This window comes from Polyangium fumosum (genome assembly GCF_005144585.1).
In the GTDB taxonomy this organism is placed as follows: domain Bacteria; phylum Myxococcota_A; class Polyangia; order Polyangiales; family Polyangiaceae; genus Polyangium; species Polyangium fumosum.
In genome coordinates, this window is sequence record NZ_SSMQ01000082.1 from 38,374 (window position 1) to 56,452 (window position 18,079).

At 69.0% G+C, this 18,079-nt stretch carries 16 protein-coding genes; 10 read left to right on the forward strand and 6 right to left on the reverse strand.

Going from position 1 to position 18,079, the window contains the following annotated elements:
- Window positions 1-44: 44 nt before the first annotated feature.
- Both E8A74_RS44450 and E8A74_RS44455 read left to right on the forward strand, forming a co-directional pair.
- Window positions 45-1,067 carry a Rieske 2Fe-2S domain-containing protein gene (locus E8A74_RS44450; RefSeq protein WP_136935232.1) on the forward strand — a complete coding sequence of 341 codons (1,023 nt, stop codon included), beginning with the start codon at window positions 45-47 and terminating at the stop codon, window positions 1,065-1,067.
- Between the two features lie 191 nt (window positions 1,068-1,258).
- Entirely contained in the window at window positions 1,259-2,371 is a 1,113-nt protein-coding gene (locus tag E8A74_RS44455; RefSeq protein WP_232380022.1) for a class I SAM-dependent methyltransferase family protein, read from the forward strand.
- On the opposite strand, the gene E8A74_RS44460 is transcribed toward E8A74_RS44455, so the two are convergent.
- Window positions 2,352-2,936, reverse strand: coding sequence for a TIGR02265 family protein (locus tag E8A74_RS44460; RefSeq protein ID WP_170229857.1), 585 nt, complete (start codon window positions 2,934-2,936; stop codon window positions 2,352-2,354). The two genes, E8A74_RS44455 and E8A74_RS44460, sit on opposite strands and share 20 nt — an antisense overlap.
- Before the next feature lie 343 nt (window positions 2,937-3,279).
- Here E8A74_RS44460 and E8A74_RS44465 point away from each other — a divergent pair, with 343 nt between their 5' ends.
- Window positions 3,280-3,549, forward strand: coding sequence for a carboxymuconolactone decarboxylase family protein (locus tag E8A74_RS44465; RefSeq protein WP_136935234.1), 270 nt, complete (start codon window positions 3,280-3,282; stop codon window positions 3,547-3,549).
- A 78-nt stretch (window positions 3,550-3,627) separates the two neighbouring features.
- Window positions 3,628-4,308, forward strand: a complete 681-nt coding sequence (locus E8A74_RS44470) for a carboxymuconolactone decarboxylase family protein (protein ID WP_136935235.1) — start codon at window positions 3,628-3,630, stop codon at window positions 4,306-4,308.
- A 51-nt stretch (window positions 4,309-4,359) separates the two neighbouring features.
- Here E8A74_RS44470 and E8A74_RS44475 read toward each other — a convergent pair whose 3' ends face one another.
- Window positions 4,360-4,950, reverse strand: coding sequence for a GNAT family N-acetyltransferase (locus E8A74_RS44475; RefSeq protein ID WP_136935236.1), 591 nt, complete (start codon window positions 4,948-4,950; stop codon window positions 4,360-4,362).
- 38 nt (window positions 4,951-4,988) lie between these two features.
- Window positions 4,989-6,239 carry a hypothetical protein gene (locus E8A74_RS44480; RefSeq protein ID WP_136935237.1) on the reverse strand — a complete coding sequence of 417 codons (1,251 nt, stop codon included), beginning with the start codon at window positions 6,237-6,239 and terminating at the stop codon, window positions 4,989-4,991.
- Window positions 6,240-6,324: 85 nt separating this feature from the next.
- Between E8A74_RS44480 and E8A74_RS44485 the strand changes: the two genes are divergently transcribed.
- The 5 genes from E8A74_RS44485 (at window position 6,325) to E8A74_RS44505 (ending at window position 13,445) form a co-directional block, all read left to right on the forward strand.
- Window positions 6,325-8,664: a hypothetical protein gene (locus tag E8A74_RS44485; RefSeq protein ID WP_136935238.1), complete on the forward strand. Its 2,340-nt coding sequence runs from the start codon at window positions 6,325-6,327 to the stop codon at window positions 8,662-8,664.
- 147 nt (window positions 8,665-8,811) lie between these two features.
- Complete coding sequence (locus tag E8A74_RS44490; RefSeq protein WP_136935239.1) at window positions 8,812-9,882, forward strand: prephenate dehydrogenase/arogenate dehydrogenase family protein; 1,071 nt, start codon at window positions 8,812-8,814, stop codon at window positions 9,880-9,882.
- Between the two features lie 66 nt (window positions 9,883-9,948).
- Window positions 9,949-11,082 (forward strand): 3-deoxy-7-phosphoheptulonate synthase, encoded by a 1,134-nt coding sequence (locus E8A74_RS44495; protein ID WP_136935240.1) that lies wholly within the window; start codon window positions 9,949-9,951, stop codon window positions 11,080-11,082.
- On the forward strand, window positions 11,079-11,921 hold the full coding sequence (gene pheA, locus E8A74_RS44500; RefSeq protein WP_170229858.1) for a prephenate dehydratase: 843 nt from the start codon (window positions 11,079-11,081) through the stop codon (window positions 11,919-11,921). Before E8A74_RS44495 ends, pheA begins: the two co-directional genes overlap by 4 nt.
- Window positions 11,922-11,969: 48 nt before the next feature.
- Window positions 11,970-13,445, forward strand: coding sequence for a lamin tail domain-containing protein (locus tag E8A74_RS44505; RefSeq protein WP_170229859.1), 1,476 nt, complete (start codon window positions 11,970-11,972; stop codon window positions 13,443-13,445).
- A 434-nt stretch (window positions 13,446-13,879) separates the two neighbouring features.
- Here the strand turns inward: E8A74_RS44505 and E8A74_RS44510 are convergent, their stop codons facing one another.
- The 3 genes from E8A74_RS44510 to E8A74_RS44520 all read right to left on the reverse strand — a co-directional run bounded on the left by E8A74_RS44510 (window position 13,880) and on the right by E8A74_RS44520 (window position 16,513).
- Window positions 13,880-14,818: a sigma-70 family RNA polymerase sigma factor gene (locus E8A74_RS44510; protein ID WP_276568031.1), complete on the reverse strand. Its 939-nt coding sequence runs from the start codon at window positions 14,816-14,818 to the stop codon at window positions 13,880-13,882.
- Window positions 14,815-16,143: a phytoene desaturase family protein gene (locus E8A74_RS44515; RefSeq protein ID WP_136935243.1), complete on the reverse strand. Its 1,329-nt coding sequence runs from the start codon at window positions 16,141-16,143 to the stop codon at window positions 14,815-14,817. The genes E8A74_RS44510 and E8A74_RS44515 overlap by 4 nt, the downstream gene beginning before the upstream one ends.
- Before the next feature lie 82 nt (window positions 16,144-16,225).
- Window positions 16,226-16,513 (reverse strand): hypothetical protein, encoded by a 288-nt coding sequence (locus E8A74_RS44520; protein WP_136935244.1) that lies wholly within the window; start codon window positions 16,511-16,513, stop codon window positions 16,226-16,228.
- A 296-nt stretch (window positions 16,514-16,809) separates the two neighbouring features.
- Here E8A74_RS44520 and E8A74_RS44525 point away from each other — a divergent pair, with 296 nt between their 5' ends.
- The gene (locus tag E8A74_RS44525; protein ID WP_136935245.1) at window positions 16,810-17,883 is read left to right on the forward strand and encodes a YncE family protein; all 1,074 of its coding nucleotides are present in this window, start codon (window positions 16,810-16,812) and stop codon (window positions 17,881-17,883) included.
- Window positions 17,884-18,079: the final 196 nt, after the last annotated feature.

Sequence of the window (18,079 nt, forward strand, 5' to 3'; positions counted from 1 at the left end):
GCATTGAATCGACGATCGCAGTCGAAGGACGGAGACGACGTACGATGGAAACCAAGAGCCATGGGGGATCGGGCGCGGCGACCGGCGCGAGGAGGAGGCTCCTCGGCAAGCCGATCCCGGCCGAAGGGGAGGGCGGGGTCTTCACGCAATCGTGGTATCCCGTCTGCATGTCGAGCGAGCTCGCGCCGGGGAAGATCCTCGGCACGAGCTTCCTCGACGGGCGGATCGTGGTGTTTCGAGGCGAGAGCGGCAGGGTGCAAGCGCTGAGCGCCTACTGCCCGCACCTCGGCGGCGACCTCGCCGTGGGATCGGTCGTCGGAGACGCCATCCGCTGCGCATTCCACCACTGGGAATACAACCAGGAGGGGACCTGCCTCAAGACCGGCCCCGGCGACCCGCCGCCGCCCGGCGCCTGCCTCTTCCGCTTCCCGACGGTCGAGCGATACGGGATGATCTGGGCCTTCAACGGCGAAACACCGCTCTTCAACCTCCCGGACTTCCCTTATCCCGACGACGATCTCGTCGTTCGGGTGGAGGTGCACGACGAGGTCTTTCCCGTCGATCCCTGGGTCGTCTGCTGCAATACGCCGGACGTGCAGCACATCCGCGTCGTGCACGGCTTCAAGTTCGACAAGGGCGAGCCCGCCGAGAACATGGTGATCACCGATCATTCGATGATGTACGACTTCGACGGCATCCACCCCGCGGGCCCGCGCGTCACGTTCCGGGTCGGCATCTTCGGGACGACGATCTTCTATCAGAGCAGCTTCTTCAACGGCCGCTGGTATGGATACATCGCCCCCTTCGGCATGCCTGCGCCGGGGCAAACGAAGGTGTATTACGTCCTGGCCACGAGGAAATCCGAGGGAGACGCGGCGTCCCAGAAAGAGCTGCTCGACTTTGCGATGGGCGTGCAGCGGCAAATCCTCGCGGACGACGCGCCCATCCTCCGCGGCGTCCACTTCCGCCCCGGCGCCCTGACGAAGAGCGACACGGCGCTCGCGCGCTTCCTCGAATACCTGCGAAAATTCCCGCGGGCGCATCCGTCCGCCGAGTTCATTCGTTGACGCCCCTCCGCGCGCCTCGCGCCGCGCCGCGCGCAGAGGTTCTCTAGCCAAACCCCCCTCCGTCCGGAGCTCGCGTGGTCGAACTCACCCGCGCGCGCGCGTCGTTCGTGGGCTGCTGAAGGGTTGTCAGAAGTGGGTTTTTCAGCGATGCTCTGCGGCAGTTCGTAGAGGACGAGAACAGGAGCCCGGCCATGGCCCAACAGCTTGCCAGGGAAAGCATCGCGAAAGGGGCCGAGGAGTCGGCCGCGGTCGAACCGTCAGCCACGCGACGGTCGCGTGAGTTCGTGGAAGAAGACGAGGTCGAAGGACCTCCCGTCTCCTCGGATTGCGAGCGGCGGCTCGCCGAGCTCGCCACCTGGTGCAGGGACCTCGAAGCGTCCCCCCGGTGCGCGTTGCCCCCGTCGCCGGAGGATTGCGCCCGGCTCGGAGCGATGCTGCGGGGCATATGGGCGGCGAGCGACGCCCTCGGCCCTTCCGGCCTCCAGCGCAACTCCCCGGCCCAGCGCCGCTTTCAGGAGGTCCTGGGACGGTTTTTCTGGCAGAGCCCCATCATCCACCGCTGCTTCGCCAAACCCCGAGGCTACGCCGGCGACTTCTTGATGATGGACGATGTCTATCGGAACCTCCCCAAGGGCGAGACGGTCCTCGGGCGGTGGATGGACCGATGGGTGCTCGAGCAGCCGGGCTTCGTGGCGGTCCGAAACCGCCGGGAGAAGCTCATTTCGCTTCTCCGCGAGGAGTGGCGGAACGGCGCCCGGCACGCCATGAACGTCGCCTCGGGTTCTGCGTCGGAGCTCGCCGACGTGGTCGAGACGAACCCCTTCCAGGAAGTCACGCTGCTCGACCAGGATCAGGGCGCCCTGTTCGCGGCGACCACCGCGCTCGGGCGCCGGATGGATCCCGCCCACGTGCGCACCTGGTCCGGCTCCGTCTTCACGCTCATCCGCGGCAAGACCACGCTGGTCCCCGGCGACCAGGACGTCATCTATTCGATCGGCTTGTACGACTACCTGTCGCCGCGATTCGCGACGGCGCTCACGGCGCGGCTCTGGCTCAACCTTGCGCCGGGGGGTCTCATGGCGATCGGAAACTTCAACGGCCACGACCCCATGCGCCGCTTCATCGAGGCGGCGATGGACTGGTACCTCATCTACAGGGACGCGCCCGACATGCTGGCGCTTTCGGCGGGGCTCCCGGACGTCGAGGGGGCGGAGGTCTGGACGGACCCGACCGGCTGCCTGCACCTGCTCTTGGTACGCAAGCGGGGGGCGGCCGGGTCGCGGCTCACCAGCGTGTGTGGATGATGAAGTCGGTCCCGGCGTCGTTGGCGACCGTGGCGGTGACGATCGCGTCCACGTTGCTCACGAGCTTGTAGGCCACCCGGTAGACCGCGACGGTGAAGGCGGGGCCGAACAGGTCACGCGTGAAGACCACGTCGGCCGAGCGTTCGCCCGTCTTCGTGTACTCGCGTTCGCCGAAGCTCACGGCCAGCGTATAGGCATAGGGGCCGTTGGCGCAGAGAGCCTGCGGGTTGCCCTGGCCGAACCGCGCGAGCATCTTGCCGACGGGGGACTCGAGCAGGGAGCTGAAGGCGTGCTCGCCACAGCCCGTCATGACCTCGTCGCAGGTCAAGCCGAGGCTCGGCTCGTCGACCAGGCGCCGCGCGACCTTGAGCAGCGAGCTCACGGGGTACCAGAAGAACGAACGGATGGTCTTGTCCCCCATCACCTGCGTGCGGATGGCGTTCACCTTCGCGGGTCCGTAGGCCTGGCCGAGGTGGTTGAGCGCGCCGTCGAGCACCATCCCGAGCATGTTGTCGGTGCTCGTTGCAAGCGCGATCCGTTTGTCAAGCATCTCCTTGGAGTCCATCGCCCGTCGAGGTCCTTTCCCAGGAACGAAGTGCCCGCAGCTTACACGAACCCTCACGCCCGTCACCATCCCGGATGGTGTCCTTCGTGCTCGTCCATCGAGGCGCGCGGGCCGTTATCGGTTCTTCACGCCAAGCTCCCCATCCCTTCCGACCCGTCCGCCATGGCACGTTCTCGCGGGCGCGTCCATATCACGTGCTCTTTCGTTCGATCGGGGCCGTCATAATCGTCGTGCCTTCCGTTTTTCCGCAAACGACCGCCGGAATCCCCGGCGCTCGGCCTTTGCGTTTCTGCCTGCACGTCCGGATTTCACTTGGCTGTCCGATCCGTGATAGCCTCCCTCCATGCCCCACATCCGGATCGTCGAGGTCCACGAAGCAGACGCCCCCCTGCGCGCCGTCTACGACGCCGTGTTGTCCCGCCCCATCCCCGCGGTCTACCGCGCTCCTCATGGCGGCCCGGCCGGCATCCAACGCGCGCACAGCCTCGACCCCGAGTTGCTCCGGCTCACCTTCGCCGCGACCGGCACGTTCCACCGCGGTGAGGGCCTCTCGTGGGCGGAGCGTGAGCTCATCGCCGCGTCCGCCTCGCGGACGAACCAGTGCTTCTACTGAACGTCAGCTCACGCAGAGTTTCTGCGTGTCGCTTCTCAGGATGAGGCCCTCGCCACGGACGTCGTGACGGGGACCGACATGCAGCGCGCGTCTCCACGCGAGCGCGCCCTCGGCGGGTTCGCGGTCGTCATGACCGAGGCGCCGTGGTCCATCGACGCTTCGGATCTCGACCGCCTCCGCGCCGTGGGCGTGTCCGAGGACGGCGTCGAGCAGGCCATCTGCGTCGCGTCTTTTTTCAACTACTACACGCGCGTCGCGGACGGCACGGGCATCACGTTCGATTACGAGTCGCCGCTCCCGCGCATCTCCATCGACCTCACGCGCGAGGCCCTGCCGCGACCCCCGCGGAGCGACTGGAACCCCGCCGTCGACGGCTCGCGCGTCCCCGTGTTTCCGCGGCGCGCCTTTGCGCAGGCGCTCCTCGAAGAGTGGCACGCGTACCACCTCGACCGCGACGCGCTGCTCTCCCGCCGCGAGCGCCGTCTCCTCGCGCGCGCCGCCGCCGCCGAGCTCTGTGATGCCGGCGCGGTCGCTCGCTACGAGGACATGAGCCCAGAGGACGCGCGCGAGCGCGCCCTCGTGGCGTACGCGACGAAGCTCACCCGCACGCCCTGGGCCGTCGGCGCCGCCGACGCCGCGGCGTTGCGGGCGCACGGCCTCGATGACCCCGCCATCCTCGCGGCGATCACGCTCGTCGCGCACCAGAACACGTTTTCCCGCATGCACCATGGACTTGCTGCGCTCGCGACGGCGGGATGACCGATAGGTCGTCCCCGAGCCGCCGCGCGAGGCGCTCCACGCGCACGGGGATCAGCCGCCGAGCTTCGCGACGAGCCGCTCTTTCGCGGCGGGCCACTCGTCCTCGACGAGGCTGAACATCACCGTATCGCGCAGGTGGCCGCCCCGCGTCTTCTGGTACTTGCGCAGCACGCCCTCGCGCACGCCGCCGATGCGCGCGATCGCGGCTTGTGATTGCAGGTTTCGCGCGTCCGTCTTGAGCTGCACGCGCGCGGCGCCGAGCCCCTCGAAGGCGTGTTGCAAGAGGAGAAACTTGGCCTCCGTGTTGATCGCCGTGCGTTGCCAGCGCTTGCCGATCCAGGTCCAGCCGATCTCCAGGCCACGATCGATCCGGCTGATGCTCAGGTATCGCGTCGCGCCGCACACGCGCCCGTCGCCGAGGCTCACCTGCACGAACGCGACCGTCGTCCCCGACGCATGCGCCTCCAGCGCCGACGTGACGTGCGCCTCCATCGCTTCGAGCGAGAGCGGCGGCTCGATCGACATCCACCGCCAGATCGATTCGTCCTCCGCGAGCGCGGCGAGCAGCGCCGGCGCATGCGCGAGGGTGAGGGGTTCGAGGCGCACGTGGCGGCCTTCGAGGGTGATCGGGCGCGGATCCATGCCGCCTTGTACCGCGAACGGGCGGGGGCGGGGAGGCGTCAGCGTGTTTCGAGGAGGATCGTCGTTTCGTACGTGCCAGGCGCCGTCCGCACGGTATGCCATCCGCGGCCGATCGAGGTCGCGGCGATGTGCCAGAAGAACCAGTCGCCGTAATGCTCGATGGCCCCTTGCGAAATGCCCCAGCCGGCCGTGGGCGAGGGCTCGCGCGAGGCTTGCTCCTTCCACGAGGGCACGCGGATGCGAAACCCGCCGGCCGTGATCAGCGGCTCGTCGATCTTGCCGATCGCCGTGAACGGCCCTTTTTCGGCGCGCGTCGCTCGAAAAAAGCCGAGCTCGTCCCCCCGGAACGCGACGAAATGCGCGGGCTCGCCTGCATCCCCCGAGGGCCAGGAAAACCCGTTGATCGAGGCCGTCTGGAGCTCTCTCCCGTCGTCGGCTCCGCGGAGCTGCGACAGCCGCATGGCGACAATCGACCCGAGGTGCGCGCAGAGCTCGCGCCGCACGGTCGTGGAGACCTCGATCCGCGTGGTCGACGCGCCCAGGATCTCGACCGCGCCGAACACCTCGAAATCGGCGTTCTCCCCGGCGAACACGATCCGGTCGCCCTCGCGGCCGGCGCGGAACGGCGGGACCCGCGCCGCGCGATGGTCGAGGACCGTGAGCCCACAGCCGTCCGCCACGGCGTCGTAATCGAACGAGGGCACGATCTCCGCCCGATGAGGGCCGGCCTCCACGACGACCGACGCCCCCTCGACCCGCACGCGGAGATCGCCCTTCCGGAGCGCCGCGTCGCCCTCGGGAATCGTCGTCCCGCTCTTCGGGGCATGGTTCGAAGGAACCGTCGACGCCCTCGGGGCGCGCGCCGAAGCCCATACCCCGGCGCCGATCAGCGCGCCCGCGAGGGCCGGAAGCACGACCCCGACCGCGCGCCGGTGCATTCGATGGGCGAGGGCGGCGAGCAGGAACGCCGCTGCAAAAGGGAGGACGAGGAGGCGCGCATACGACGTCGTGCCCGTGAACCACCCGAAGGCCGCCACGACGAACCAGAACCCCGCGAACGCAGCCGTCACCGCGGCGCCGAGCTTTTCCCGACGTGTGACGAGCGCAAAGCCGAGGACGAGCGCGAGCACGGCGACGAGGGGCCCGAGGACCTGATGCTCGAAAAAGGCCGCCGATGGCACGGAAAATCCCCGCGGCTGCGAGAGCGCGTACGCGAGGCCTCCTGCGGCATGACCGAGGGCCGTGATCCCGAGCAGCCCCCGCACTGCGGCGTCGTGCGTTCCTGCCATCCCGCGCACGGTATCCCGCGACGCCAGCGGGATCCAGGGCGCACCTGATTGCTTGCGGCTCGAACCCCGCGGTAGCGTTCGTTTCGTGATGCGTCGCCGCGCGTTTCGCCTCGCCCTCCTGGCCCTCGCTGCCTGCGGCCCCGCGAGCGTTCCTTCGCCGCGCCTCACCGAGCCACCACGCGAGGCCCTCGAAGAAGCGCCGCCGCCGCCGTGGCCCTTCGCCGATACGATCTTGCCCGCGCCGCCGGCCCAGGGAAAACCGACCAAGCCCGGCCCGCGCCTGGGGTTGCCCGAGGACCTCGTTCGCGCCGTGGAGACGCTGTTTCGAAGCGGGGTGGCCGATCCACGGGGACTGCCGTATCACGAGGTCTCGATCACGCTCACGACGCAGCCGGAAGGGCCTGGTGAGGTCGTCGCGACAAAAGGCTTCGTGCTCCCGGGGCCGGAGCACGAGCCGCGCTTCGGCGTCCTCTGGAATGGACTCGTGTATCCGCTCGTCTCCGTCGGCCCCGCGGCGGACCTGTACGCCGACATCGAGGCGCTCCGGGCGAACGACAAGCGCATCTGCGACCAGCAGGCCGCGCATTTCCCGGACATGCCTTGCATCCGGACGCGCGCGCCCCGGCCGGAGCTCCCTTCCCACCGGCTCGAAGAGATCCTGCCGATGCACGCCGCGATCCTCGTGCAGCTCGGTCAGGACACGCTCGCGCGTTCGGTATGGGAGAGCTGGATCAAAGGCGGGGATCTCGACACCGTCCCCGAAATCGCGGGGCGCGAGCGGGACATTTTCGCGCGCCTCGCCGAACATTTTTTGCATGGGCTGCGGGACCGCGGGTTCTGGGCCCACGTACGCGGAGACGACGCGCTCGCGCTCGCGAGCTTGCGTGGCCTTGGCCGGCTCTCGCCCGCGCTCTCCGCGCGCGCCGCCGTGCTCGGGGCCAGCGAGCAAACCGTAAACACCCTCGCCGAGCCGCCGGGGCCCTTGCTCGTGGACCAGGAGAAACGTGCCGCGCGGAAGGCACCGAAGGGATTGCCTTCGCCCTTGCCCACGGATCCAGCGGCGCGAGTGGCGGCGCTCGTCGCCGCGCTCGGCGAGGTGCACGAGCCCGCATTCGGGCGGTCTGGCGCGCAGGCCCAGGTCCTCGAAGACCCGATCTTGCAGGCCCTGCTCGCGGAAGGCGAGGCGGCGGTCCTTCCGCTCGCGGAGGCGCTCGCGAACGACGAACGCTCCACGCGATCGATATGGTACGAGGCGCACGGCATCGAGCTGCTCACCGTGCGCGACGTCGCGGAGCTCGCCCTCGACACGCTCGCCGTGGATCTTCCGCTCGCGCCTGCGCCGCCGAACGAGACGAAGATCCAAAAGGCCGCACGGTTCAAGCAGGCTGCGGAAACGTACAAATCGATCCCCGCGGACGAGCGCTGGTTCCGCGATCTCGCGGACGAGACCGCGGGGCCAGCGCGGTGGGTCCAGGCCGCCATGCGCATCGTCGGGCCCACGGACGCGCCTCGCCAGCGCCCCGACGCCTCCGATTTTCTCGCGCTCTTCGTGCGCGTGGACGGGCCCCCCAAACCTCGCTTCGCGGGCCTTGTTTCCCGAAAGAGTCCCTCGGTCACCGAGCTCCTCGCGCAGCGCATGACGCAACTCACCGCAATGAAATCCCCCGCGCACCTGCGGGCCTCGTGCGAGATGGGCTTGCTCCTCGCATTATGGGACCCGAAGGGCGCCGCGCGCCCGCTCCGCGAGGGGACCGCCCCCTTGCGCAAAGCGTGGAAGGACCACGAGGACCCGAGCGCCGCAGAGGAACTCGCATCATGCCTCGCCGTGCTCTTCGTGGCGCGGGGCGCCTCGGGCGACGAACGATCGTTCGACGAATATGCCTCGTGGATCCGCGCGATCGATCCCGCGACCGTCCCTCCAAAGGCAGGCACGCTCCGCACGCTCCTCGCGCCCCTGGCCCTCCGCCCCACGCGCCCTTCCATCGTCGCGGCCGGCCGCGCGATGTTCGCGCCCAAAACCTCGCCCTGGGCCGTCCGCTTCCGCCGCGGCGAGCGTGATGATCTGCTCGATCCCGCCTTGCTCCCGATTCCCGGGATGCGCGAGCTCGTCCTCGCAGCGCTGGAGGATCGGTCCGCGGTCGGCACCATCGAGCTCGACGCCTACGGCGAAGCCGAGTGGGGACGCGATGGAGCGGGCGAATTCGACCGCGAGCACGAGCAAGTCGATCCGCGGGATCCCGGCGCCGCGCCGTCCTCTACGAAAATGCCCCTCCGCGCCTGTGATGATGTCGCGGCGGGGCTCGCGCGGCGTATCGGATCGGCCGCGCCCTTCCGGATGTACTGGATCGAGCCGCGGCGCGACGACGCGATCGCCGCGCTCCGAGCCTTCGTCGTGACGAAGTCCGAGCCGCCTCGCGCCCCCTGAACGGCATTTTCATCCACAATCGAGAAACCTCGGAGAAGATGCGGCCGAGCGCGTCCGCGACGGAAGTATTTTCTCTTCGGGGACGGCTCTCCCAAGGGGCTGTTCATCCGCTATGCTTCGTGCGGGCGAAGTCCCCCACCACGCGCCATGACGAACGTCGCCTTGCTCGGATACGGCCGCTTCGGCGCGGCCATGGCCTCGCTCCTCCGCGACGCGGACGTCGACGTGCGGGCCTTCGACCCTCGCTCCCCCGTGCCGGACGAAATGCGCGTCGCGTCGATCCCGGAGCTCGTCCGAGACCGCGATTTCGTGATCGTCGCCGTCCCCGTCACCGCCATGCCCCGCGCCTTCGCGGCGATGCGGCCGCTGCTCGCGCCCTCGCAGATCGTCGTCGACGTCGGCAGCGTCAAGCTCGGCCCCTCGGCGGCCATGAACGAATCCTTCGGCGCCGCGATCCCCTGGGTCGCCACGCATCCCCTGTTCGGCCCGATCAGCCTCTCGCGCGGCGAGCGCCCGCTCGTCGCGGTGGTGTGCCCGAATGCGACGCACCCGGCGGCCGTCGAGCGGGTCGTCGCGCTTTACGAGCGCATCGGCTGCACGGTCGTCCTGGAGGACGAGGCCACGCACGATCGCAACATGGCCTGGACGCACGCGCTCGCATTCTTCGTGGCCAAGGGTATGCTCGACGCGGCCGTGCCCCTCGACATCCCGTACGCGCCTCCGTCCTTTCAAGCGCTCGCGCGGACCGTGGAGGCCGCCCGCTCGGACGCGGGGCACCTCTATGCCGCGCTCCACCGTGAAAATCCCTATGCCGCCGAGGCCCGCCGCAAGCTCGTCGAAGCGCTCGTCGCCGCCGATCAGAACCTCTCCGGATCGGACGGGATGGCTCCGCCGCCGTCGTCCTCGCTCGTCCTCTTGCCCTCCACGGCCCGCTCGCAGGCCTTGCGCGAGACGCGTGATCTCATCGACGACCTCGATCGTGAAATCGTGGAGCTCCTCGGCCGCAGGGCCCAGCTCGCGCGGCGCGCGGCGCGCGAAAAGGCAAAGCTCGGCCGCCCCGTGCGGGATCCCGAGCGCGAGGCGGAGCTTTTCGAAGCGCGGAGGCGCTGGGCGGCCGAGCGCGGGCTCGATCCGGCCTCGGTGCACGAAATCTTCGACGCCATTCTCCGATTCTCCAGGCGCCTCCAGCACGAGGAACCCATCGACGGAGCAGATTGATCTTTTTCACGGGCCGGCTGAGGCCGCCACAGCATCCAACAGCACACGGAGCATAGGGGGAACTTCATGATCGTCACGCTCGAGCCCGACGCGCCCGAATCGCGCGCCGAAGCGGTCGTCCGCCTCGCGGCGCGGTATCCGGGGGTCTCGGTCCAGAAATTCGTCTTCCGGGGGGAATCCACCTCCATCACCGAGGTGCACCTCATCGGCTCGACGCGCGCCGTGCCGACGGAGCCCTTCGAAAGCCTGCCCGGTGTGCGCAAGGTCGTCCGCGTGTCCCGGAAATACCGGCTCATCGGCCGGCACCACCCGGACGCCGCGACCCACGGGTTCGAGTACAACGGCGTCCATTTCGACGAGAAACGTGTCCACGTCTTCGCCGGCCTCTGTGCCGTCGACACGCGCGAGCACGTCGGCCACATGATGGCCGCGCTCGAAAAGGCGGGGATCCGGACAACGCGCATGGGCGCGTACAAGCCGCGCACGAGCCCCTACGATTTCCAGGGCCTCGGCAAGACCTGTTTGCCCTGGGTCTTCGAGCTCGCGGGCAAGCACGGCGTCAAGGTGATCGCCATGGAGGTCACCGACGCGCGTCACATCGACGAGATCAACACGGCGCTCGCCGCGGCGGGCGAGCCGACCGGCGTGATGCTCCAGATCGGCACGCGCAACACGCAGAACTTCGAGCTCCTCAAGCAAGTGGGCCAGCAGCGCCGCTTCCCGGTCCTCTTCAAGCGCGGCATGGGCATCTCGCTCGAAGAGTCCTTGAACGCCTGCGAATACGTGGCGAGCGAAGGGAACCCGAACATCGTGTTTTGCCTGCGCGGCGTGAAGACGCACCTCGGCGATCCCCATCGCAACCTGGTCGACTTCTCGCACGTGCCCGTCCTTCGCCGGCAGACACGCCTGCCCGTGTGCATCGATCCCTCGCACGCCGTGGGCCGCATGGACAACGCGCCCGACGGCCTGCCGGACATCTTTCACGTGGTCGGGCAGGGGATCATCGCGGGCGCATCCATGGTGCTCGTCGATTTCCACCCGCGGCCCGACGAGGCGCTCTGCGACGGCCCGCAAGCCCTGGACCTCTCGGCCTTGCCGCGGTTCGCGCGCTACGTGGAAAGCGTGCGGCACGCATACGAAGGTATCGTCCGCGAGGTCGGCGCGGGCGCGGCGGCGGCGACCGAGCCTCACGCCGCTTGATCGGAGCCCGGGGCGTCGTGGAGGGGATCTCGGTCGCTTGCCTCGGCCCCTCGGGCACCTTCAGCGAGGAGGCGGCCGCGCGCCATTTCGGGCAAGACGCCCGTCCCGTCTTCTGCACCTCGATCGACGACGTCTTCGACGGGGTGCAGGCGCGCGCCGCCCCCTTCGGCGTCGTGCCCGTGGAAAACTCCCTCGAAGGCGCGATCGGCCATACCCTCGACCGGCTCGTCGCCTCGCCGCTCCGCATCTCCGGCGAGGTCGCGCTCCCCATCCGCCAGCACCTGCTCCGGCGCGAGGGGCGGATCGATGGGATCACGCGGGTCTACGGGCACGCGCAATCCCTCGCGCAATGCCAGCGATTCTTGAAACATACCTTGCCGCTGGCCGAGCGCGTCGCGGTCTCCAGCAACGCCGAGGCGGCGCGCCTCGCCGCGCGGGAGCCGGAGACCGCGGCCCTCGCGGGCAAACGCGCGGCGGCGATCCACGCGCTCGCCATCCTCGCCGAGGGGGTCGAGGACGATCCGACGAACACCACGCGCTTCCTGGTGATCGGCGAAACGAGCGCCGCCCCCTCGGGCCACGACAAAACCTCGCTCGTCATGTCAGCGCCGAACCGCCCAGGCTCGATGCTCGCGCTGCTCCGCCCCTTCTCGCGGCACGGCGTGAGCATGACGAAACTCGAATCCCGCCCCTCGCGGCGAGGTCTTTGGGATTACCTCTTTTTCGTCGACGTCGAGGGTCACGCGGAAGACGTCGCCGTCCGCCGCGCGCTCATCGAGCTGGAAGCGCGCGCCGGCTACCTCAAAATCCTCGGCTCCTACGCGATGGCGCGTCCCTGATCGGAACTTCCTCGCCCCGGCTCAAGCTCCTCGCGTACCATGGAAACCATGGAATATGCGCACGGTCGATCGAGGTCCGGATCCAGCACGAGCGCTCCTGCATCGCTCGTCGTTCTCGTTTCTTCGCTGGTAATCGTCGCGGCGCCGGCGTGCGTCGCGCCCGAGGAGGACGAGCCGTTCGTCGACACGGCGAGCTTTGCGTACACAGTCCCCGCGAAGGGGACAGCAACGACGCTCGACGTGGCGGGCTGGAACCTCGAGTGGTTCGGTGATGCGAGCCGCGGGCCCACGAACGACACGCTCCAGCGGCAGAACGCATACGACGTGATCAGCGGCGCAGACATGGATCTCTGGGGCGTCCAAGAGATCGTGAGCGTCTCGCAGTGGAACACGCTCAAATCGCAGCTCGCCGGGTACGCAGGCTTCTTGTCGAACGATCCGATCGTGACGAACGGCTCCTCGTATTACACCACGTCGGAGCAGAAGCTCGGCTTCCTCTACAAAACCTCGGTCGCCACGGTGCAGAGCGCGCGCGTCATCCTGACCGCCTACGACTACGAGTTCGCCGGGCGGCCGCCGCTCGAAGTGAAGCTCTCGGTCACGCTGAACGGCACGACGGACAACGTGATCGTCATCGTCCTCCACATGAAAGCGCTCGCGGATTCCGCGAGCTACCTGCGCCGGCTCGACGCATCCACCGCGCTGAAATCCTACCTCGACACGAACCACCCAACCCAAAAGGTATTCGTCGTCGGCGATTTCAACGACGACCTCGACGGGTCGATCTCGGGCAACCCCACGCCCTACGCGAATTTCCTCGCCGACACAGCCGATTACCACTTCGCCACGAAAGCCCTGACAGACGCGAACATCTCCTCGACATCGAGCGGCGGCGCAACCCTGGACCACCACCTCGTGACGAACGAGCTCGCCCTGGCCCTCGTCCCCGGCTCCGTCGAAGCCTACAAGGTCTCCACATTCATCCCGAGCTACGCCTCGACGACGAGCGACCATTTCCCGATCCTGAGCCGCTACACCTGGGCCGCCGCCAAGCCCGCGCAGGTCGTGATCAACGAGATCTGCGCCAACGAGCCCGGCAGCAGCGTCACCGGCGAATTCGTGGAGCTCGTGAACATCGGCGGATTGCCCGCCCCCCTCGACGGCTGGACGATCTCGGACACGACATCCGTGCGGCACACCTTCGCCGCAGGCACAACGCTCGCCCCAGGCAAGAGCCTCGTCATCTTCGGCGCCACCTCCGCCATCCCCGCCGGCACGCCCAACGCAATCGGAAGCTCCACGAGCAACCTGGGCCTCGCAAACGCCGGCGACGCCGTCTACCTGCGCGACGCCACAGGCACGACAAAAGACTCCTTCAGCTACCCCGCATCCCTCGCCGCCGTCGACGGCGTCTCGATGAACCGCAGCCCCGACGCCGCCGAAAGCGCAACCTTCGTCCTGCACACGGCACTCGTCGCCGCCGGGAGCTCACCCGGCACGCGCGCGAATGGAGCGGCGTTCTGACGAGGGGCGTGGCGCCGGGGCGCTGCCCCGGACCCCGCGGGGGCTGTCCGCCCCTCGACCCGGACCAGGCACGGCCTGGACCGAAGGTGGAAGAACTGCGCAATGCGCAGTTCTTCCCACGGGCCGGTGGCAAGACCACGAACGTTGTCGCACGCAGCGGCACGTTGCCGGTTGAAACGTCAGCGCTGCGGTCTTGGTGGGCAGGGTCGCCTGTGGTCTTGACCCCGGCTGTTCGATGAACTGCGCGGAGCGCAGTTCATCGACCCAAGGTCCAGGGCTGGCCCTGCAAAGGGGGGCGGACAGGTACAAACCATTTCCCCGCATCGACTGCGCATCGCGCAGTCGATGCCCAGAGGTCCAGGGCTGGCCCTGGTCCGGGTCCCGGGGCGGACAGCCCCGGGTGGGGCCTGGGGCAACGCCCCAGCTCCGCGCCTTCAGAGGATGATAGGCCCCACCGCCGTCAGCTTCTTCGTCGCCAGCACCCAATAAATCGCCCGGATCGCCCCGTCCTCGCCGATCTCGCATTGCAGCACCGATCGCGGCGCGAGCTTCCGGCCTGGCGCGTGCTCCAGCACCACGGCGGGCATCCCGTTCACCATCCGCAATGCGAATTGCGCGCCCGCGCCGCGCCGCTTGGCGAGGCCCACCAGCAAACGCCCCACCCGGTCCCGCCCCAGGATCGGCAAACGTGCTGCGAAAAATTCGCCTCCGCCGTCGCTCAGGTGCCGCACCTCGGCGTCCAGGATCGATTCGAGCGCTTTTCCATCCGCGCTCCCCAGCGCCAGGAGAAACCGCCCGAGCGCCGCGCGTGTCTTCTCCACGAGCTCGGGCGTGCGACGCGTCCGGCTCGACTCGTAGGCTGCGAGCGCCTGCCGCGCGCGGTGGTGCATCGTCTTCACGGCCGCTTCCGTCATCCCGAGCGCGTCGGCCGCCTCCTTCACCGACCAGTCGAACACGTCGCAGAGCAGCACGATCGCCCGCTGCCGCGGCGTCAGCGCCTCCAGCGCCACGAGGAACGCCATCGACACGCTCTCCAGAAGGTCGTAACGCCCCTCCGTCTCGACCGGCTCGATCCCGATCTCCGGCGCGAAATCGCCCTCCGTCTCGACCGGCGACGGCAGCCACGGACCGTCGTACGCGCGCCGCCGCCGCGCGCGCAGCCGGTCGATCCCGAGGTTCACCGCCACGCGCGTCAGCCATGGCCGCACGGGCTCCTCCGTCCGGACGGGCGGCCGCTCGATCGCGCGCAGAAACGTCTCCTGCACGAGATCATCCGCGTCCGCCGCCGACCCGGTCAGCCGATAGCAGAGACCCCACAGATACCGCCCGTGCTCCCGCGCGAGCCCGTCCCCGTCCGCCATCACCACGGTCACACCCTCGCATCCAAGTCCTTCACGCGCACCTGGCCAAGCACATTCGCCTCCCGCCGCGTCGCTGCCTGCGCCGCGGCCCTCCCGCTCGCGAGGCTCACGTCCGCGAGCATGCCCACGGGCCCCACCCAGTCGCCCGCCACGAACACGCCCGGCGCGCCCGGCACCAGAGGACCGGGCCTGCCCCGCGCGCCCCCGCGCGCCGCCTGCGGGAAATCGTGCGCCACCGTGATCGAGGGCAAGTACCGCCGCTCCACCACGAGGTGCTTCGCGCCCGGTTGCAGCAGCTCCAGCACCTCTTCGAGCTCGCGCTCCCCCGCGCGCGGATCGTTCGGCGCGCCATACCGCGCCACGTGGATCACCGCGCCGCCCTCGGGCGCGAGCCGCGCGGACGCCGAGTGCACCGAAAAATAAAGAGGCTGATCGATCCCCAGCGCGAACGTGTTCCGCGGCTGCGGCAAGCGCGAGAGCCCGACGTCGAGGCACGCAGCCGTGACCGGAATCGCCGCCGCCGCCCAGTCCGCGAGGGCCGGGACGTCGGGCAAGAGCGACGACGCGAACGACGGGCTCGCAGCCAGGATCACCACGTCGGCAGGGATCTCCGCGCCGTCCACGAGCCGGACCGCCTTCACGCGCCCGTCCTCCCGGATGACGGACACGGCCTTCGCGCTCGCGACGATCTCGGCCCCCGCGGCCCGCGCGACCTCGGCGAGCCCCTGCACCAGCGTCCGCCAGCCGTCGTGCAGGTAGATCACGCCGCGCGTCGTCGCGAGCTTGAACTGTTCGAGGGCCGCGTCCGCCGCGAGCCGCTCCAGATCCGGCGTGTACGTCGAGAGCCGAATGAGCGCGCGGATCACGTCCCGCGCCTCGGGCGTACGGACCTTCGCCCTGAGGAACGCCTCGAAGCTCGTCCCCGCGAGCGAAGCGACGTCGAGCGAATCGAGGCGAGCGAGCAAGCGCGCGACCTCGATCTTCCCGACGAGCGGCAGGAGCGACGACGTCAAGAGCGACACAGGCCCGGTCGGCAGGGCCCGGAGAAGGCCCCCTTGAAGCGCGTAGGCGCCGCTGCTCGTCGCCGGCGGGCCTCCTTTCGTCTCCACGCCAAGCTCCGCGAGCACGTGCTCGGCCTCGCCGCCCCGGTAGAGCGCGTGCGGCCCGATGTTCAGCGAGAACCCCTTCTTCTCATGGGTCGCCGCGCGCCCCCCGAGCTCCGTCGCCTTCTCCAGCACGGTCACCCGCCGGCCCGCCCGCGCCGCGTACGCCGCCGCCGTGAGCCCCGCAAGCCCACCACCCACCACCACCACCCGAGCCGCCGTGTTCGTCGTCATGGTTCGCACCTCTCAGGGGAGGCACGTTCGGGGGTGGCGAAAGGTTACGCGAAATCGTTTGGCGTTGATCGAGGGGCGCAGCTCACTTCCGCGCGAACCACTCCAGCAGGGCGACGAGCGCGGCGAGCCCGGCGATGGGGACGGCGATCCAGCCGAGCAGGGTGATCCAGCCGCGGCGCAGGGAGCGACCGCCGCGGTCTTCGCAGGCGAGGCAGATGGCCCAGACCCGGGCGCCGCCCTCGGTGAGGACGCAGCAGTCGCCGCAGACGGGCGCGTGGCAACGGGCGCAGGGACCAGCCGCCACGGCGCTGCAACGGACGCAACGCGCGACGGGAGGGCCGTCGTTGTGGGAGATCAGGCCGCCGGACATGGCGAGGGAGTCTAGCCTGAGTCCGTCCAAAAGTTGCTCGCTTCGCCGCGCTCTCCTTGTTCTCCATCAACTACCATGGTAGTTGATGTCCGTCCTGGCCACGGCGCCATGACAACCTCGGGCGGCGCAGCGCCTTCTCGTCGCCCATTTCGCCACGGTCTCGACGCGCGCTCGAGGACAGCCTCGCGCGCCGAGAATCGAATCACACGGGATACGTGTGCCCGTTGCGCACGCCCGCGCCCATGGCCGGAAATGCCGGTGCCGCCACGCCCAACGACACGCAAAGGACTCGGACCATGCAAGGACGAACGATTCCAAGACACCTGGCAGGTTTTCTCTTTTCCGTGTCGACAGTGGCGTGCGCCGCGACCCAACCGGCCGACATTCGCATGGGGAACAACCTCGAAGCCGCAGCCGCGCCCCCGCCGGCCGACGTGCTCGTGGTCAACAAGATCAAGACGAACGGGAACCTCCCAGGCAATCTCTCGTTCCTGGACCTCGCCTCCGGCAAAGTCGCCGCCCACGTCCCCGTCGGCCGAGAGCCCCACGAGGTGGCCGTCTCCGCCGACGGGCGCTACGCCGTCGTCAGCAACACCGGCAGCTCCAAAAAACCAAGCAACAGCCTCTCGGTCTTCGATGTCGAAAAGCGCAAGGAGATCCATCGCGTCGACCTCGGACCGCTCTGGAACCCCCACGGCCTCCTGGCGCGCAACGGCCTCTTCTACTTCACCGCCGAAGGAGCCCGCGCCATCGGCGCCTACGACCCCGTAAGAAACCGTTTGGCCTGGGTGATGAGCACCGGCCAAGACCAAACCCACATGCTCGCCGCAACAAAAGACGGCAAAACCCTGGTCGCGACGAACCGCGGCTCCGGCACCGTCTCCATCCTCCAATTGACGAAGCCCGACCCCCTCGCCGCAGGATCCTGGAAAGAGACGATCCTCCCCGTCGGCCGAAACCCCGAAGGGATCGACGTCAACCCCGAAGGAACCCAAGCCTGGGTCGGATGCCGCGGAGGCAACGAAATCGCCATCGTAGACCTCGCGCAGCAAAAGGTCGTCGACCGTTTCTCCACGCCCAACCAGCCCATCGTCCGCGTCAAATTCGCCCTCGAAGGCAAGCTCCTCCTGGCAACCGATCCCTGGCACGGCGAACTCCTCTTCATCGACCCCACGAGCCACCAGACCCTCAAGAGCCTCCCCATGGGCCAAGGCTGCGAAGCCATCTTCATCGAGCCCGACGGCAAACACGCACGCATCGGCGTGACAACCGAAGACAACGTCGCCGAAGTCGACCTCGCGACCATGTCGGTGGTGCGGCGCATCTCCGCCGGTCAAGCGCCAGACGGAATGGCCTGGATCGGCAAGTAGGCGCGCCGCGCCGGGGCGCTGCCCCGGACCCCGCGGGGGCTGTCCGCCCCTCGACCCGGACCAGGCACGGCCCTGAGCATTGGTCCCATCTCCGATCGGTACATTCCCCCCCTCTGACGACATTTAGCGAGGGAGATGTTGGATGCAGAGGTGGCCTCGTCGGCGGAAGCGTGGGCACAGGAGGAGTTCGGGCATG

Bases quoted from the DNA above. Each gene is read 5' to 3' on its own strand.
- E8A74_RS44525 (WP_136935245.1), top strand. From the start codon at position 16,810: ATGCAAGGACGAACGATTCCAAGACACCTGGCAGGTTTTCTCTTTTCC.
- E8A74_RS44480 (WP_136935237.1), bottom strand. From the start codon at position 6,239: ATGGCAGGAACGCACGACGCCGCAGTGCGGGGGCTGCTCGGGATCACG.
- E8A74_RS44465 (WP_136935234.1), top strand. From the start codon at position 3,280: ATGCCCCACATCCGGATCGTCGAGGTCCACGAAGCAGACGCCCCCCTG.
- E8A74_RS44470 (WP_136935235.1), top strand. From the start codon at position 3,628: ATGCAGCGCGCGTCTCCACGCGAGCGCGCCCTCGGCGGGTTCGCGGTC.
- E8A74_RS44475 (WP_136935236.1), bottom strand. From the start codon at position 4,950: ATGGATCCGCGCCCGATCACCCTCGAAGGCCGCCACGTGCGCCTCGAA.
- E8A74_RS44515 (WP_136935243.1), bottom strand. From the start codon at position 16,143: ATGACGACGAACACGGCGGCTCGGGTGGTGGTGGTGGGTGGTGGGCTT.
- E8A74_RS44455 (WP_232380022.1), top strand. From the start codon at position 1,259: ATGGCCCAACAGCTTGCCAGGGAAAGCATCGCGAAAGGGGCCGAGGAG.
- E8A74_RS44460 (WP_170229857.1), bottom strand. From the start codon at position 2,936: ATGGACTCCAAGGAGATGCTTGACAAACGGATCGCGCTTGCAACGAGC.
- E8A74_RS44505 (WP_170229859.1), top strand. From the start codon at position 11,970: ATGGAATATGCGCACGGTCGATCGAGGTCCGGATCCAGCACGAGCGCT.
- E8A74_RS44450 (WP_136935232.1), top strand. From the start codon at position 45: ATGGAAACCAAGAGCCATGGGGGATCGGGCGCGGCGACCGGCGCGAGG.
- E8A74_RS44490 (WP_136935239.1), top strand. From the start codon at position 8,812: ATGACGAACGTCGCCTTGCTCGGATACGGCCGCTTCGGCGCGGCCATG.
- E8A74_RS44520 (WP_136935244.1), bottom strand. From the start codon at position 16,513: ATGTCCGGCGGCCTGATCTCCCACAACGACGGCCCTCCCGTCGCGCGT.
- E8A74_RS44495 (WP_136935240.1), top strand. From the start codon at position 9,949: ATGATCGTCACGCTCGAGCCCGACGCGCCCGAATCGCGCGCCGAAGCG.